General features: G+C 59.3%; 11 protein-coding genes and 1 tRNA gene. 5 read left to right on the top strand and 7 right to left on the bottom strand.

Annotated features, from left to right (window positions below; genetic code table 11):
* Positions 1-668 precede the first annotated feature (668 nt).
* Positions 669-1592, bottom strand: coding sequence for a hypothetical protein (locus CH262_RS16940; RefSeq protein WP_094717988.1), 924 nt, complete (start codon positions 1590-1592; stop codon positions 669-671).
* 1017 nt (positions 1593-2609) lie between these two features.
* Here CH262_RS16940 and CH262_RS16945 point away from each other — a divergent pair.
* On the top strand, positions 2610-5405 hold the full coding sequence (locus CH262_RS16945; protein WP_094717989.1) for a DUF4365 domain-containing protein: 2796 nt from the start codon (positions 2610-2612) through the stop codon (positions 5403-5405).
* A gap of 408 nt (positions 5406-5813) precedes the next feature.
* Positions 5814-6173 carry a hypothetical protein gene (locus tag CH262_RS16950; RefSeq protein ID WP_143547120.1) on the top strand — a complete coding sequence of 120 codons (360 nt, stop codon included), beginning with the start codon at positions 5814-5816 and terminating at the stop codon, positions 6171-6173.
* Between the two features lie 452 nt (positions 6174-6625).
* Here CH262_RS16950 and CH262_RS16955 read toward each other — a convergent pair whose 3' ends face one another.
* Together CH262_RS16955 and CH262_RS28445 are read right to left on the bottom strand one after the other, a co-directional pair.
* Positions 6626-9124 (bottom strand): CHAT domain-containing protein, encoded by a 2499-nt coding sequence (locus CH262_RS16955; RefSeq protein WP_143547121.1) that lies wholly within the window; start codon positions 9122-9124, stop codon positions 6626-6628.
* 252 nt (positions 9125-9376) lie between these two features.
* Positions 9377-10891 carry a zinc-ribbon domain-containing protein gene (locus CH262_RS28445; protein ID WP_080731716.1) on the bottom strand — a complete coding sequence of 505 codons (1515 nt, stop codon included), beginning with the start codon at positions 10889-10891 and terminating at the stop codon, positions 9377-9379.
* A 457-nt stretch (positions 10892-11348) separates the two neighbouring features.
* Between CH262_RS28445 and CH262_RS16965 the strand changes: the two genes are divergently transcribed.
* Positions 11349-12311, top strand: coding sequence for a hypothetical protein (locus tag CH262_RS16965; protein ID WP_032384492.1), 963 nt, complete (start codon positions 11349-11351; stop codon positions 12309-12311).
* A gap of 549 nt (positions 12312-12860) precedes the next feature.
* On the opposite strand, the gene CH262_RS16970 is transcribed toward CH262_RS16965, so the two are convergent.
* Positions 12861-12934, bottom strand: a tRNA-Lys gene (locus CH262_RS16970).
* A 92-nt stretch (positions 12935-13026) separates the two neighbouring features.
* Positions 13027-13248, bottom strand: a complete 222-nt coding sequence (locus tag CH262_RS16975) for a DUF3618 domain-containing protein (protein WP_027497653.1) — start codon at positions 13246-13248, stop codon at positions 13027-13029.
* A 78-nt stretch (positions 13249-13326) separates the two neighbouring features.
* Here CH262_RS16975 and bcp point away from each other — a divergent pair, with 78 nt between their 5' ends.
* Positions 13327-13800 carry a thioredoxin-dependent thiol peroxidase gene (gene bcp / locus CH262_RS16980; RefSeq protein WP_094717992.1) on the top strand — a complete coding sequence of 158 codons (474 nt, stop codon included), beginning with the start codon at positions 13327-13329 and terminating at the stop codon, positions 13798-13800.
* Here the strand turns inward: bcp and CH262_RS16985 are convergent.
* Complete coding sequence (locus tag CH262_RS16985) at positions 13789-15153, bottom strand: dipeptidase (protein ID WP_094717993.1); 1365 nt, start codon at positions 15151-15153, stop codon at positions 13789-13791. The genes bcp and CH262_RS16985 overlap by 12 nt on opposite strands.
* Positions 15154-15227: 74 nt before the next feature.
* Positions 15228-16508 carry a hypothetical protein gene (locus tag CH262_RS16990; RefSeq protein ID WP_094717994.1) on the bottom strand — a complete coding sequence of 427 codons (1281 nt, stop codon included), beginning with the start codon at positions 16506-16508 and terminating at the stop codon, positions 15228-15230.
* Between the two features lie 358 nt (positions 16509-16866).
* On the opposite strand from CH262_RS16990, the gene CH262_RS16995 reads away from it, so the two are divergent.
* The gene (locus CH262_RS16995; protein WP_080729227.1) at positions 16867-17505 is read left to right on the top strand and encodes a TetR/AcrR family transcriptional regulator; all 639 of its coding nucleotides are present in this window, start codon (positions 16867-16869) and stop codon (positions 17503-17505) included.
* Positions 17506-17540: the final 35 nt, after the last annotated feature.

Genomic DNA, 17540 nt, shown 5'->3' on the forward strand with positions numbered 1-17540 from the left:
CCCGTATGGTCCCCCATCGACCAAGCGGACCGCCATGGACATTCGACTCCACCACGATTCAAAGTGATGAGTTCGAACGGCTCTGAAACACCGGCCTCCGGTAGTTGCGCGCCGGTCCGGGCGGACCAAAGCTTTGCATATTCGCGATGCAGCATACTGCCGAAAGCAAAGAACCCGGGTCAGCTGCTCGAGCTGAATACCGAGTTTTTCGAACTTCTTGAACTGGGTCACATCCAACGACATAGCACCGATCTGTGCACCATGATGATAGCCATCTGTAGGACTTCCAACCATGACAACACAAGCACTCTGCACCTGTGTCGAGCAGTGGCTGAGTCCCGAACGTTCCGTATTTATCTGGGACTAGTTGGCGGCAGCCGGATCCGGGCGCTCGCGCTGCACGAATGGAACACCCGCGTCAACGCGGCACTCCTCCACGGCTTCGCTTACCGCAAGGTTGGCTACGCAACATGTACAACCGCGCACTGCTCGGCGCTCGTGCCCACCGTGACAACCACTGGACCGACACGCGATCCGCAGTGCTTCTGTTTCCACACGCCACCCGAACACATGCCGATCTGAGAAAAGCCCGCTGGGCCGCCCGCGGACCCAGCGCACCACCCGGAGGAGTGAAAGCGAACCCCGTTAGCGCCAGCCCGGTGCCTGGCTCAGCTCCCTGAGCCTTGAATTGGTTTGTGCAGCCGGTCCGATACTCCAAGCCCAGACCCCGCCAAGTAACCTGCTACGTCCTTGCCCTTAAAGTGTTCGGCCCAGGAGGTGAATGTGGGCTCGGATCGCCAGCCACAGGCTGCGCAGATCGTTGATTCTGAGAATCCTTCATTGATTTCGTCATGCTGGATGTCCTCGTCGAGTCGGTAAGACTCGCACTTCGGGCAGCGCTGCGGATCGCCCACCTCAAGCCTGCGAATGAGCCTGCTAAAAGTGCCAATCAGATGCGACGTGGCATCCAAAACGAGATCGGCGTCAATCGGTGTCGCGTTCCCATTGTGCTGCAGCCAGACAGTCAGATCCCAGGTCTTGTCAACGAGAGACTTAAGGTAGCTGCGCAGCCGACCCTCTGCGAGTCGTTCCGCAAAAATGTTGGCCCATCCTTTGAAGTCGGCGGCTTTCGGAGGCTCGTGCACATCACCGACCCAGGGTGCGTCAAGGTGCGTTTTCGCAAGCGCGATGAGTGCGTCCCTGCACTTGATACCGACGGATTGAAAATCTTCCGACTCGGACGCCTCATTCATCGTGTTCAGGGCTTGACGGAATCGGCGCCAAGAACCGGAGACATGCTCTTCCTCGTCGATGTCGGCGCGGCTCCTCTCCGCCATGAATACGCCCAACCCGAGGTGGAAGATCAAGGCCTGTTCCACTTCAGGAAAATCCGTTTGCAGGTACAGGTTCGTTGGCTCCGTAATCACCCACCAACGGGTCGACTCGCAGTGCACGTCGTAGAGGTCATGGATACGGCCCACCATCCGCCGCGAACCAATCTTCTGGACGAGACCAGCTTGATCACCCTCAGGGGACTGGCTGTTTACGTAATCGCGAATGTAGCGCTCATCGTGTTCTGTGAGTTCAGCCATGTGCGATCCCCCACCCGGATTCTGCGACTTATAGGTCCGATGTTCCAGCACAGTCATACAGCCGTTGCGCCCGGGCTGTCCCCCTCGCTCGGCAATCCAACAGGCCAACGGCGATGCTCGTCAAGGCGGATGCCAGACTCGCCGCGCAAATCATCTTCGACGCGCTCGCCCTCGTCGGCAACCGACGATATCGTTGGCACCTTCTTTTCCAATCTCCATCTACGAAGCGACAGATACTACGGTGTCGACCTGCACGGCCGACGAGGTGCTCTCACCGCGGGTGAGAATGATGGAGATGCCGGCATAGGGGTCGGCCAGCACTCACGTGCAGACGACGCATCCACTGGATCGGTCCGTGGCGACGATGTCGGTCAGATCTCGCTGCATGGCGTCGCTTCTCGTGTCGCATCCGTTGTCGCCAACGTCGACGGAGACGTCATCGGACCAAGCCACCCGAACAGATCTCGGGCGTAGCCGGTCTTGCGTGCACGGCCCTTCGACGGCGAGAGTTGCTCTAGTCCTCCACTCATAAGTAAAAAGTCTTCGCAAAGATAAACGAAATCCTCATGAATGGAACGGCGACCACAGCGACCTGATTGAAGGAGCGAAGACAATTCTATCGATTACCACCTAGAGCGAACTACCGCAGCTAAAGAAAACACCGACAGCGGTACCGCCCGAAACATTGCCGCGTAGATCGACTCCTCTGGCTCGCCAGCTATACACACCTTCGTCACGACCGGAGCCGTCTTGAGGCACCAGCTCTTCGACGAGCTGAGCTGAGCTACGAGATGAACAAGGCAGTCAACGACCAAAAGCAAGCACGCATCGAAGCTCTTCCCGATGACGTGTGGTCTCGGGACACGAGCGGCGTCTCGCGCCAATCCAACTGACAGGTGCGTCTTGCCGACCCCGGGCGGACACCGAGGGTGCTCGTTAGATTTACTGTCGGATGGCTCTGGCAGGCTGTGCCGCGACAGGACCGACCTGTACGTGACCAGTGAACAAGGGTGAGCGATGCGGGCTAGCGAGACAGGTTTGGTTGGATCTGCCGGCGAGCTGGAAGTGGCGAAGCAGTTCGTCGAGCTGGGGTGGGGCGTTGCACCCAATCCAACTGAACACGACCTTGGGACTGATCTGTGGGTCGCCGCCCGCGATGCTCGCCGGTTCGATTTGGGATCGTTGCTCGGAGTTCAGGTCAAAAGTGGAGATTCTCAGTTCGATTCGGCCGTGCGCGATTCAGCTGGTCAAGTTGAGGGCTGGTGGTACCGCGAGTCCGACGGCGATCACATCGACTATTGGCTCAATCACCAGGTTCCGCACATCATCGTTCTTCACCATCTCGATACCGGACAATCGAACTGGGTGCACGTCACACCCGACAGGATCGTGTCGACGGGTAAGGGCTACAAGATCTTGGTGCCGGCTACCGCCAGTGTCGCGCCGGCCCATGCAGAGGCGCTAGTGGAGATAGTGTCCGCTGGGCGGTCTCTGCCGCGATGGGATGGCAGTGCGTGGACCGGAGCTGAGCACATCCTCAAGCACGAGCGCTTGCGTTACGCACTGCTGACGCCGCGGCTTGTTGCGCCCCATCCGAACCTCCACATCACAGCAATGAACGCAGTAGAAGCCATAGCACTGCTCGTGAAGATGCGCCGCGAGGATCTCGAACCTGACCGACGTCGCAAGACCGCAGCGCCAATCCTAGACGAATGCAAGGACTCTCCTGACTGGCAATGGCGGTTCTACGCAGCACTACATGACATTCTCGTGTCCGGCGCGACTGACAGCATCGACGACCTCGAAAACTTGATCGCCACTGCCCCCAACCCCGCTGATCGAGCCGCCGCGACCGCGGCCACGGCAGCTCTGCTGGTCGAGCAAGACCAAGCCGTAGAGGCGCTCAAGGTGCTCGAAGCCGATATATCACGTGACGAGGCCACGCCGGTAGACCACGCCTGGCTGACCGTGCACCGCGCACGAATCCTTGCGGAAACCGGTCGGCTCGACGACGCGCGAGCCGAGGCGACCGAAGTTCAGGCACTCCGCCAGACGCACCCACACGACCCAACCGCCCTGGCGATAGCCAGCGCCGCTACAAACCTCATCTTCGATGTGAGCGATTGGAACAGCCAGGACCTGGCCGAAACGATCACGAGCCGAGATACACATGCCTCATGGTGGCGCACACAGGAAGTCGCATCCGGCCTGCAACACACCGCCGACGAATCGTTCGCGCGGTGGGCATCTCGACGAGGAAAATCCCGACAAGCCAGCGATGGCGCGTGGAACCATCTCCGTGCCGCATCCCTGATCGCAGGCTTCTCGGCCGACCACAACACCTGGCGGTACTCGTACGCACAACTTGCCAAGCGCACAGCCACGGTCAGTTCTGACCCTGGTGACGCAGGCGCCGCACTGTCCGCACTACGGACGTCTGGCGATGTCGATGCAATTAAGCAGGCCGTCCCCCACCTGCTCGACGTCGGACCAACCTCAGCGGTCAAGGACACCGCCGAATCCATTGACCTTGCCCGCTCGACCCGCACCACCCTCGACGCCAATCTCGAATTGATGATCCATTCCGCCGATGTACTCAGCGAAAACACCGCAGACCGCTGCATCGACTGGGCACTCGACACGCTCCCCGATCCAGGCTCCAAGACCGGATCAATCATCAACAGCTTCCACTCCATACTTCGTATACACAATCTGATCGCCGCCGTCGCGCCTGCCGCCTCGCCCCGCGCGATCGACGACGTCATATCAAAGGTCACCGCTGCACCCGAAATGGACGATCAAGCAATGGCACACGAGTTTGCCAAAATCTTGCGATCCATACCAGAAGACGCCTGGACGACCCAACAGCTCGACGCCCTTGCAAGCCGCGCAGCCAGTACAACTGACAACTTCGAGTTCACCGAAGCGGCAACAGAAATATTGGCGGCGCACGATACCGGCACACGCACCGAACTGATCGCCAAGATCGCCGCCGGTGATCTCAGTGCGCTCCACGCATACGGCGATGTTCGGGACCTCCCCTCCCCCACAGTCGAATGCCTAACCGCTGCCCTCGAAACACAAATCGCACAACAGATCGAAGACCTCACGAAGGGCCACAGCACGATAGCCACCACCAGCACCGCAGCCACACTGATCCTGCTCAATGCATGGCACCCCGACCACGCACGATGGGCCCGAGTAATTGAGTTACTACAACACTTCACGGTATTCACGCAGCACCTCAAGGACCCCCTACAGGCTCTCCGCCGGCACGCAGCCAACATCCCCCAAGAGACCGCACAGACCCTCATCCCGATCCTTCGAACTCTCATGGCAGAAGCCCGGCCGGAGCACTCATTCTTCGGCGGCACGGACATTCGCAGCGACGCCGCCGCCGCGCTCGGAGCGCTGGCCCCAGACTCATTGACGGACAAAGAATTATGGGCACTGCTGGCAGGTGACCCGGACAAACGTGCTTCGGCCGCGCTCGCCGTCGCCCAAAGAAACCCCGCCACAGCAATACATTCACTCACAGTCATGGCTCACGACACAGATCCATGGGTGCGGGCAGTAGTCGCCAATAGCCTGGCTCGCTGGATGGTGTCAGGGCAGAACGATGCGCCCGCGGATGCGTTACTGACCGACATCCTGGACGCTGATGCAGGCACACTCGTGGCGCGGATGGTATCGGTCGCTCTTCGCGAGACGCCGGTCAACGAAGCGACGCTCGGATTGGCAGAGAGGCTTGCATCGAGCCCTTCCGCAACCGTTCGAGCCGATGTACGTGCTGTACTTCGGCCACGACCGTAAACCGCGTGCCAATATGCAGGAGTGGGTTGGTTCTCGGTTCGACCCGCATCGCCCCGGTCACCGACATCGCCCAGCTTTTACGGGTACCCCGATGATTTTGCGCGCTTCAGAGCGCCCGGAGGAACGTGCAGCGCGCTCGATAGTCGAAGCAAATTCCGATCGTCGGCTGTCGCTATATGACGATGGCACCGAGCCATCGATGTCGACTACCTTTTACACGACAGGGCCGGTGTCCAGATCGGTGTCCTCGAAATCGGTCGTGTCGCTGAGGCTGGTCTGAGGTCCGGCGGCGCCGCGTTCAGAAAGCATGCTTTCACATTGTTTGAGGATGCAGCTCTGACGAGTTCGTGGTTCGCTCTCAACGAGCCGCCTACCCACATGAAGCGATTATGGCGAATTCTGAAGCCGATGATTGTCGAGATGCAAGTGAAAGGGATCGACCGTGTCACTCGATGGCAGCCTGACCGTTACGACCCGATCGCCCTGTCGCACAGACTGAGTGCACTCGGCGTCAGGCAGGTCTCGTCGGCATTCACCCCACCGGGAGCAGCACACGTCGTGTCGGTCGGTCTCGTTGTCGGCTCGATATCGCCCACCGACCCGAGTGAGGCGCTCACCCTGATCGAGCGTTGGCTCAGCGCAGACGAGCCCGACCAACGAGGTATTCGTGCCAAACTCTCGTCAACCGTGTTCTCCGAACGTCATGTGTTCCTGTGGATCGACCAGGACGGCGACAAGTCCGCGCACTACTTCGTTCCAGCACGATGAACCCCCGTCGAGGCCGCCTAACCTGCCCTCAGGCTTCACCGATCTGTGGCTGGCATCCGACTCTCACATGGGCTGGCATTGGAATGCCTCCACCTCGTGGACTCGGTTCAAACGGTGAAAGAAGCAGTAAAAGTATTGATTGGTTCTGCCTCGCGCACAAAATATGGCAGATACGGGCCGACGCTGACGTTCCTCGGTGCATGAATGGACCAGGTTTGTCCTATGTTGAGGAAAACTGGGCCCGCCCCAATACAGAGCCAAGTCGGGTCCACAGGTGCGACGGTCGTCGACGTAAGTCGACCGGTCGCCAGATAGCACCTTCGGCATTCAAGCTAAGTACGCTACCGAGAAGGGTAGCGACAGCCGCACGGACAACAGAAGAAACTGATCAGTCGGCGCTATCGCCGAACAACCCACAACTACAAGTTAGATTCAATCGCGGCTAGCGGCAATCACCGATCCAGCCTCAGGTGAGCACCATCGAAGCCAACAAGCCCAAACGCTGCCCAGTCGTAAAACCTAAACGCTCTGACTGAAGGGTCTACTACCGCAGTGTGCGACCCAAGTCCATCAGTAAGTGCTATGACATCGGATACGGTTGCCCTGCTCATCCAGGCGATGCTCTGTGAATATGATGACACAATGTCAAAATCTGAAATTACGCCATCGTTGCGATTAACTACTGTTCCCAAATTCTCATAGAACAATTTGGAGAAAACGAATCCAGACAAGTCCGCAATCGGCCAGACAGAGCCAAGCGCCATGCGCGCCCCGGAATAATAAGATGCCGTCTGAATACTGAGCATCTCATCCTGCATCGAGAAGTTCATTGCCAGACCAGATTCACAAGACCCAAAAAAAGCAAGGTCCGCAGAACATTGAATATCTAAAATCGATCGAACCTTGACTTCGCCCGAGTAAGTTATCAGTGCGGAATCAAGCGGATCTTCCCGTGCGATTGAGTGCCCGGTAAAGTGAAAAAGCCGATATTTTCCAATACCTTCAAGAACATTTCCGATCGTAGCATCCTCCGCAATGGTGGGTATTTTAGCGCCTATACTCTTCTCGACCACACCCTTTTCGTATCTAGACCAGTTCAATTCAGCACACCCCGGGACAGCACTCGCCTCAGCCAGGAACATGCCAGGTTCTACTCCCGGCGGTACACCTGAAAGGCTATTTCGCATTGCAACAGTGCGTGAAGGTGCGAGAGTCACCTGCTTTTCTCCGGAAATTAGCTTTTTGCCAAGACCGCCACAGGCCCATAAAGGGAATCCCTGATAGTAACCGCCCGACATCAATACCAACGAGCCACCGGTCTCTTCGGCGATCCAATCCGCGAGCGGAGTGCACAGCTTCTCAATCGATTCTGCAATGACGGCAGACCTAGCTCTACCGATATCTCCAGCCCGGAGCATTCCACCACTCATGAAGTTTGTGAAGTTCGGAACCAGCTTAGTGCCTGAAAGTTCTTTAAATTCAGCCCCCTTGTAGGAACCCTCCGTTCTCACGATCACGTAGGAAGCATGCGGGCTGTGAGTCACATGCACCCACGAAATTGAGTCCTCGATTTTTTCATACAGACTTGGATCTTCATTCCAAGAACGCGATGAATTAATGCCCCGCGAATACTCGAGTAGCCCAAACGCAGCTTCCCAATGCCGGAGTCGCGCAAGTTCGCACGCAGCAAACCTGAAGGTAATGGGATTCCTTGATAGAAAACCCGCCACATCCGCCTGGCTCCATTCCTTCCTGAACTTAACAACACATTGTGAAATCCTCGTCAGCATTTGAGGGTATTCGAAAGAAGCACTGGGGTCGTCAGCTAAGTCCCACTGGAGAATATCTGATGCATAAATAAAATAGTGTTCCCAGTCCAGCTTTTCCCAGAGGCGGTCCATTGCAGACCAAGGGAATACCGGGCGGCCGTCCACTTCGGATAACATGGACTTGAGGCGAAACAGCTTGAGCATGAGCGATGTATTACGCCTTGAGCTATCTTCGGTATATTTTTCCGCTTTTGCGATTCTTTCGCGAATTTGCCCAATGCGCGGCAGAGCTTTTAAGGTAATCGCCAGATTAGTCGGAACCCAATCTGGCGTTACCGGAAAACCAAGTACAGCTGGATTTGCCCTCAATGCGACAATGTAATCTATAGGTTTGAGTCCCGCCTGGGATGCTCTATATTCTACCGCACTGCTTGCAGCCGCATCGAGCGCGTTGCGTGACACCGCTAATTCATAACGAAACCAATATTCAAGCGTCTCAAGTACATTGTGGAAATATTTTGACTTGTATTCAGCAGATTCAAACGGGAACTTCTTGAACACTCTGTAAGCCCGGTCCAAGTCCTTCAAAATTTGCTTGTATGCTCCTGGCCAATCAGGCTCATTTGTATATGGCAGAGCTTTGCGTTTGACTAAAGCGACATTCAATTGGGCATAGGCGAAGTCGACGCTGTTTCTTTCCCTCATTCCAAGTGATTTTTGACATGCCTTAACAGACTCCGCCACTTCGTCGGCCGTGGGATTGTGCAGCTCAATAAGACATAGCGCTCCATTGGTCAGATCAATTGCGGCGGCTGTGCGGTCCCGAATTCTGCTACTCTCCTCAGCGATTTCGAAAAACCGACGGCTGGCGTCACGTCGACATTCGTCTCGACTTGGGGCCAGCATGCGAGCAATAGCATGAGCGAGTACACTGCGAACTTCTAATTCGTTACGTTTATTTCCATACTGCATGGCAACGCCATAGCATTCACCCAACAACCTGGCTACTTGGAACGCGGTTCCCACCGAGACTGACCCCTCGATAAGCGAACGAGCATGTTCCGTTTTGCGTTTTGCTGCCTGCAGTAAATCGCTTCCAGCAAGGTTCGAACTGTCTTTCAATTCGCTGCTAGCATTGAATTCAGATTCGATACCTTCGAGGAGTTCTTCCGTTGCGCTCAATTTCCCCCTTCTCGATAAATCAGACTTCCAGCAAAACTGAGGAAATCGGACGGCATGTAGCTTATCTACTAATATTCTGAGTCGGAAATGATACTCCGATTTTCGTACGGGCGCACCCCCGGGCAGTCTGGCCGCGCACCACTACATCGTTAATTAGCTGGCTACAATTCTAACCCTCGCATCAGACGATGGGATTCGAAACCCCCGAGTGCTGTGAGAACTACAAACCTGGGGAGCTCTGGTGCTTCCGCACTACCTTGCGTACCCCATCCAGAGAGGTATAGGTTCACCTAAAACGATTGCCGTCAGTGCATACTCCACGTCCTCACGTCGATCTTTCCAATCGTCCTCCCAAACAATCACCAAGGCAATTCCGGCATCAGCAGCCCGACTAGCTTTCGCTTCGTGTCTTCTCTTCACTGCTGGCTCGGCTTCGTCGTGCCAGTAAAGACCGTTAAACTCTATCCCGACTCGAAGTTCCGGGAGATAGATATCCAACTCCAACCGTCCTCCCAACTGGTCTCGTCCATTCTCGACAACTGCCAAATCGGGATGTGCAGTACGAAAGTAGGCGACAACCTCCTTCTCGGCTCGCGACCAATGAGGAAAGCAAAGCGGGCACCCAGTACCGCCGGACACAGTGCGGTAAGTGACGCGTGTTCGCCACTCGTGACCGCACGGACCAAGCCACCACACCTGCCTCGCCGATCCGAATGTCACATCCGATGCAGTCAGATCGCCGTTGCGCTCAGGGTGCCATTGCTCAGCAATCGCAGGGCACCGAGTGGCGAGGTCGGTTGTTCCGACGATCACCCTCCGACCTGAACAAAACGGGCAGCCGTGACCCTGAACACGATCTTTCACAGTCGAGACCCACTCGTGCCCTAGCTCGTCCCGCCACCAGACCCTCCGCTTGGATCCAGCCGAGACATCCCTTGCAGCAAGTTCGCCGTTCATGCTCGTATGCCAGTCGGCCGCTAAGCCCGCGTGCGTCGTTGCGAGGTCGTTCACTCCAGCCACCGGCCGCCTGCCGGAACAAAAGGGGCAACCCGAGCCTCGCGACGGGGCGACTGCATTATTCAGAATCTTGGCCGTAATACGGCCGCTTCGAGCCGCGATCGACGAGCGCCACTCGTGGCCGCACAATCCCAGCCACCACACCCGTTTATTTGTTCCGACGGTCACATCCGCGGGCCTGAGAGCTCCATTCTTCATCGGATGCCATTGAGCGGAGAGGTCGGGGCGCTGCGACACCAAGTCATTAAAACCACTAAGTGTCCTGTTTCCGACACAGTATGGACAGCCGGTACCTCTGACCCGCTCTCGGACCGCCGCATACCACTCGTGTCCGCAAGAACCTAACCACCACACCCTACGAGGCGTCCCGTCAACCACTGCCTCCGGCTTGAGGTCACCATTCTTGTTCGGATGCCACTGTTCGGCGAGGTCTGGGTGGCGGGACGCAAGGTCATTGAAGCCCGAAAGAACCGCCTTGCGCGAGCAGTAAGGACACCCCGAACCTTTACCCACGCGGTTGCTTACTGTCGCCGCCCACTCATGTTCACAGCTACCAAGCCACCACACTTTGCGCGATGAACCAATACTGACGTCGCCCGAACCAAGTGCACCGTTCTTCGTTGGGTGCCACTGTGACGCAAGATCCGGGCGTTCAGACACAAGAGATTGCCGGCTAGCAGGCAATGAAAAACCCCGTTTCGTAGGTACCAAGATTGGTTGATGAGACTGGTCGCATCGCCGGGGATGCATAATTATGACGGTGTCCAGATGCGGACCTAGCCACTTCGCGATCTAAAGGCCCCTGGACGACTGCGTGTCGCTCGCATGGCTCGACTGCTCAGCGGCATCCTCGTTTGGTGATTCCGTAGATGTAAAGGCTGCACGAACAAGAATAGCCTGCAGAGAAATCGGCAGCACGAGTTCGCCCGTCTCAAAGTCGACGTCCTTGACGGAGATCTCGACCCGGACCCTGCTGATGCGGTGCCCCGGCGCGCTGGTGGTAGAACAGGCAGCGCAACAGGGCCATTCGTGACAGCGACCACGATCATGAGCGCCAGTTGACGCGCGACCAGTTCTACTCAACTCTGACGGCAACATCGAACTGCGTCGGGGAAAGTCGGTCCAGGGCACCGCTTGTTGTGTCCACTCGACCCACGGGTGCGACACCCTAAGCCACGGTGTCGGACAAAACACTTAGTCTGTTTGAGTGCCAATCCTGTCTGACCTGCCGCTGGTCCAAGTCGTTCAGCTCGTTATCGTCGCTGCTGCCGCCGTTGTCGGGATCCCTACGGCGGTCAAGGTCTACTCTGAGCGGTCTCGGCTCGAATCCCGAGCAAAGACCACTCTCGAACTCCTGGACAAACTCGAGCCCGGCATGGTAGGCGAGGAGCAACTTCGGCGCAGCGCTCAGGTGGCCGTGCGGCGTCTGGCGTTCTTGATCGAATATCCGCGGACACTCCGCAGACGGGCTCCCATGATCGCTCTCGCCGTAGCGATCATGTGTGGCATTGTTGCTCAGACGCTGCTCGCCCACGACGTGAGTAGGACTGTTGTTTGGCTGCTGATTGCTGGCGAACTCGGAGCGGCCTACGTAGCCAACTTCTCAATGAGAAACACCGCAAAGGCCGACTTGCTGATAAACAGGCTGTTCATAGTGTTGAACGGTCCAACCGGACTCGACTATCCGCCGACCAAGTTCTTCCGACGGCAGCTCGTTCCGGGCGTCGGAGACGTTATGGACTTTGCGCAGTTTGCTCGGGACCGCATAGCAGATGAGAGCGGCGACGAGACCTTCCTGACGACCGTCGAAGCCGCCAATATCGGGCGTCTACAGGCTGAAGTCAAACTGCGGAGCATGTCACGGGAGATTCGGCGTCTGAAATGGAAGCACCGTTGGATGCGCTTCGCTGTAATTCCGGAGAAGAATGCTCAAATCCTCTACCGGCAAGCCAAGTTCGGTGTCATGTCGGTGATCTGGCTGAGGCAGGTGCGCCGCGCGATTGCGAAGGCGATTGCAGACGACCCATCTAAGACTGCCGAGCTTGACGTGATTTACGAGCGAGCGAGACGGCACTTCGGCCGAAGACCGCGCGGCGGAGACTTTCCAGACCTCGAAGATGAGGCGTTGGCAAAAATAGCCGACGAGATGGACGCGCTTGCAGCGACCTGACTGTGGTCAGACACGCAAAAGTCCCCGCACCAGCAGGTGCGGGAACAGAAGCTTAACCGGGCTACCGCGGCTGAATGGCCTTGGTCAGGCCGTCGGACGAAAGACAGCCGCACGGGTCAACCTCCGCCCATCCCACGTCGCAGAGGCTGGCAGGTCCCCGGTAGGAGACCTGCCACCTGAGGAACCTGCAGCGGGGGACTCGATCTGAACCGGCTCGATCGACTGCCGCAGAATGCCCACGGACACTGGCCGCACGCGATTGTGGGGGCTCAAAAAGATGAGTAAGTGATGACTGGAGCATCCACAGACGTCCATCAGCTACCCGGCGGTGCGAATCCGGCACACAACTCGCAGGTCAGCGGCATAGCAGCCGGAACCTGACTCCCGGTATTTGCGATTAAGAGTCAAGTCTCCGAAACGCCCTCCGGCGCTTGCGAACCCGCAGGTCACAGAGTTGTCCATTCTTGCCAAGCTTGCGGTCGCCTACACGTACCCGGACAACAAAAAGTGCCCCTGACCAGCGATTACGCTGTTCAGGGGCACTCGTTGTGCGCCATCAGGGATTCGAACCCCGGACCCGCTGATTAAGAGTCAGCTGCTCTAACCAACTGAGCTAATGGCGCCGATCCGCACCGCGTGTTCTCTGCGGTGCGGGAGAAACATTAACAGCAGATGCGGCCAGATGTGAAATCGGCTGGTCAAGGCACCTGTTGCGTCAGTTGAAGATCCTGCGAACCACGAGAACTGCTACCACTGCGCCGACTCCGAGCAGAGTGAACTTCACGGCCGGCTCGTTGAGCTTGGCCACCACCGTCTGCTTGGTGTTGGCGACGATGTTCTTGGGGCTGGCACGGACGCTCAGCTCGTCCAGCGTGCTGGCCAGCTGATTGCGAGCGGCCTCGATCTCGCGCTCGATTCGGTCGGTGTCCTTGGCCACGTGTCCTCCAACTTGTCTGCAAATAGTCTTGGTCGTACTCGAGCCTAGAGCACGGCGGTATTTCGATACTCTCGTGCGGTGACCGAATACAGCAAGCTCGAGCCGGGCGACACCGCTCCGGCGTTCACCCTGCCCGATGCCGACGGCAACGACGTCTCCCTCGCCGATTACGCCGGCAAGAAGGTGATCGTGTACTTCTACCCCGCCGCGAGCACCCCTGGCTGCACCAAGCAGGCCTGCGACTTCCGCGACAGCCTCGCCGAGCTCAACGGCGAAGGCCTCGAGGTCATCGGCATCTCCCCCGACAAGCCGGCCAAGCTCGCCAAGTTCCGCGACAAGGAGGAGCTGACATTCCCCCTGCTCTCCGACGAGGAGAAGACGACGTTGCAGGCCTGGGGTGCGTTCGGGGAGAAGAAGAACTACGGCAAGGTCTACGAGGGCGTCATCCGCTCCACGTTCCTCGTAGACGAGGCCGGCAAGATCGAGGTGGCGCAGTACAACGTGCGCGCCACCGGCCACGTCGCCAAACTGCGCCGCGACCTATCTGTCTGAACCGGCCAGCCGCTGCAGGAACAATGCTTCGGCGACGGCCATCTTCTCGATTTCCGTCGGGTCCACGCTCTCGTTCGGGGCGTGGATCCGGCATCGGGGCTCTTCGACGCCCATCAGCATGATCTCGGCGTCCGGCAACGCCTCCGCCAACGCGTTGCACAACGGAATGGACCCGCCCTGCCCCGCCGTCCCCATGGGACGTCCGAATGCCTCTTCCAAGGCACCTGACAACGCCGCGTACCCCGGGCCGTCTGTTCTGGCCAGGAACGGCGAACCGATCGCCTCACGCTCGACGGTGACACGCGCATTCCACGGCGTACGTGCCTCCAGATGCGCCACCAACGCGTCCTGCGCCTGCTGCGGATCCATCCCTGGCGGAACTCGCAAATTCAGCCGTGCCGAGGCTCGAGGGGAGATGGCAGCGGCCGAGCCCACGACGGGTGGGCAGTCGATTCCGAGAACGGTCAGAGCCGGGCGCGCCCATACCGCGTCGGCCACGGTGCCCGAACCCGCCAGTGCGACTCCGTCGAGCACCCCGGCGTCGGATCTGAACTGCTCGGCGTCGTACGGCACCCCATCCCAGGTCTGCGCGCCATCGAGACCGTCGACCGTGGTGTCACCGTGCTCGTTACGCAGTGTGGCCAGCACCTGGATCAGCGCGCCGAGCGCATCGGGTGCCGGTCCCCCGTACATTCCGGAATGCACCTCTCCGGCAAGCGTTTCCACGTGTACGACGACGTTGGCTATCCCACGCAGGGTGGTGGTGACCGTCGGCAGACCCACTGCAGTGTTGCCGGTGTCCCCGATCACCACGACATCGGCAGCGAACAACTCGGGCCGCTCGTCGACGAGTGCTTCGAGCCCGCCCGTGCCCATCTCTTCAGAACCCTCGCAGACGATGCGCACGCCGACGTCGAGCGACTCCCCCACCGCGCGCAGCGCCAGCAGATGCATCAAGACGTTGCCCTTGCAGTCGGCCGCGCCTCGGCCGTACCACCGACCGTCACGCTCGGTCAGCTCGAAAGGCTCACTGTCCCAATAGCTTCTGTCGCCGGGAGGCTGGACGTCGTAGTGCGAATACAACAGAACGGTCGGTGCTCCCGCCGGTGCCGGCCGCGAACCGACGACAGCCAGTGAGCCGTCGCTGGTCTCGATCAACTGCACGTCGGGAATTCCGGCGTCGACGAACGCCCGCTGCACCCACTGCGCTGCACCGACGCATTCCTCCACCGGGAACTGCCGAGGATCGTGCACAGATCGGAACCGGACCAGTTCTGCCAGCTCCGATTTCGCGCGAGACATCGACTTCGCGATCGCGGATCGAATGTCGGCGGGGCGTACATCGGTCGGCATGGTTCCTCCAAACGAGAAATGACAGACGGGCTCTCGCCAGTCTGTCATTTGCTCGCACCTACCGAAGCGACACGTCAGCCTCCAGCCAATTCCTGCGCGATCCACTCACCTGTGTGCTGCCAGTGCCGATCCCAGGCTTCCTGCTCGAGTTGCTCCTGGGATTTGCCCGGCTCGGGAACGACGGTGGGCACAGTCAATTGCGGCGGATCCACAGTCGCCGCAGCGGGCTTCGGGGTACCTGCAGGCGCAGCGCCCGGCGGTACCCAGGACGGCGAAGTCCACTGCTGAGGAGTCTCTTGCTGTGGAGTCCACTGCTGCGTCGTCCCAGTCGGCGTAGTCGTCGGCTCGACGGCCGAATCCGCCGTGGGCGGGAGCGTCTTGGGCAGGGCGTCGACCGGCAGTGCAGGCGCAATAGTCGTCGGATCGACGTATCGCGTTGCGCCGGCCAAATCGGTTCCGCCGTCGCGTCGGTCGGCGCTCTGTTCGGCGGTGCCATCCCCGTCACTCGGCAGCGTGGCCGCAACGGCGACACCTGCCGAGGCCACCCCGGCGAGCAGCACCGCAGCGAAGATCAGTTTGCGGCCGCCGGTCACTGAACTCGACCTGCCCGTTGCTGTCACCGGAGCCGTGAGCATCACCGAAGGGATCGTCTCCGGCCCTGCGGCCTCTTCGGACTCGTCGACTGCCTCCGTAACCACGAGGGCCTGATCCTCGACCGAAACCGATGCGAGCCAGGCCGCTCCGCAGGCGGCGACTCGATCTGCGGCACCCACTCGCACGACGGGCACACCGAGACCGAGGGAGAGAATGTCGATCAAGTCCCGGTTGCTCGATCTGTCTCCGAACAGCGCCACGGCCTGCGGTTTCTTGCCGGATTCGTCGACCACTTCCCATGCCAGGGGAATCGTGCTGCCGATTCGTTCGGGGGACATCGAGTCCAGGGCAGCATTCTTGGCGGGCGTGAGTGTGGCATCGGCTGCGTCGGCGAGAGAGATGGATACGCCGCGTTCGCCCATGTAATAGAGCAGCACCGTGCTCGCGTCGGCGAGGTCCTTCGTACGGGCCAACCAGGACAGGAACGACTGGGATGCCGAGACGAACACCGTCGACTCGTCGGTCACTGCCGTGGCGAGTTCGGCGCGCTCGGACTCGGACCGATGCACGACGGCGACGGCGTCGACCGACACGTTCAGCGTTGCTGCCTCGGCACGCATATCCGAGATCGCGCGCGGTAGAACGGCGGTCACGTCGGGGTCGAGCGAGGTGGTGGAGTGCGCGAGCACCTCCCCCGAGGTCGGCTCGAGCAGGACCGTCTGCATCGAGCCGGATTCGATCGCTGTACCGATTGTTGCCACTGCAGTCTCCCTGTGCTCGGGGTGAGGCTCCCGACCATGAACGTCGTCCCACGGACACGAACGACGGCCACCCTGCACGGAAATTGATTCAATGCCTATAACCATACCGGTTGCCCGTTTGGCTGGCTGATATTGAACTTGGGGATTGTCACAGCGAGACGGCCCGACAGCTGTCGACACACACAGCGGTCCCCCACAAGAACGACCGAATCCGGAGTGGGCGATGCGACCCGCACGACAGAAGTGGATACCGTGCACCCGCGACGGATAGCCTGACCGGGTGGAATCCTCTGCTCGTGCCCAGTCCTCGCGCCGTCTCGACGCCGCGCTCGAGTCGACGGCGCAGACTCAGGAGCTGATGCCGAGGCGCCGTCCCACGCAGGAACGCAGCCAACGCAAATTCGACGCGTTGCTTCAGGCGTCGCGTGAACTGCTCAGCGACGTGGGCTTCGAGTCGTTCACATGTGAAGAAGTCGCGTCGCGGGCGGAGCTACCGATCGGCACGCTGTACCAGTTCTTCGCCAACAAGTACGTCATCGTCTGCGAACTCAATCGTCAGGACCTCGTGGGAGTCCAACAGGAATTGGCAGAGTTCGACGGCGAGGTCCCGTCCCTGGACTGGGTGCGGTTCCTGAACAATTTCGTCGACCACATGGCCGGCATGTGGATGACGGACCCGTCGCGCCGCGAGGTATGGCTCGCGATGCAGTCGACACCGTCCACCCGCGCCACCGGGGTCATTCACGAGCGCGAGTTCGCCGATCAGGTCTCACGCATGCTCGGACCGTTGACGCCGCGCACACCGCGGCATCGTCGCAATCTGATGGCCCAGGTGTTGGTACACATCGTCTACTCGATGCTGAACTTCTCGGTGCAGGACGGCCAGAGCCACGAAGATGCCGTGGCCGAACTCAAGCGAATCATGATGGCGTATCTGCTCGTCGCGGAGAAGGAGAGCAGGCGCTCCGGTGGGTCGGTCAACACCGACGACGCCTGACCCGCTCGCTTCAGCCACACGAAAGGCCCGCCCGA

Origin of the sequence: Rhodococcus sp. 05-2255-1e (assembly GCF_002259025.1) — a bacterium.
Classification (GTDB): Bacteria; Actinomycetota; Actinomycetes; order Mycobacteriales; family Mycobacteriaceae; genus Rhodococcoides; species Rhodococcoides fascians.

Bases quoted from the DNA above. Each gene is read 5' to 3' on its own strand.
- CH262_RS16985 (WP_094717993.1), bottom strand. From the start codon at position 15,153: ATGCCGACCGATGTACGCCCCGCCGACATTCGATCCGCGATCGCGAAG.
- CH262_RS16995 (WP_080729227.1), top strand. From the start codon at position 16,867: ATGCCGAGGCGCCGTCCCACGCAGGAACGCAGCCAACGCAAATTCGAC.
- CH262_RS16950 (WP_143547120.1), top strand. From the start codon at position 5,814: ATGATTGTCGAGATGCAAGTGAAAGGGATCGACCGTGTCACTCGATGG.
- CH262_RS28445 (WP_080731716.1), bottom strand. From the start codon at position 10,891: ATGCATCCCCGGCGATGCGACCAGTCTCATCAACCAATCTTGGTACCT.
- CH262_RS16940 (WP_094717988.1), bottom strand. From the start codon at position 1,592: ATGGCTGAACTCACAGAACACGATGAGCGCTACATTCGCGATTACGTA.
- CH262_RS16945 (WP_094717989.1), top strand. From the start codon at position 2,610: ATGCGGGCTAGCGAGACAGGTTTGGTTGGATCTGCCGGCGAGCTGGAA.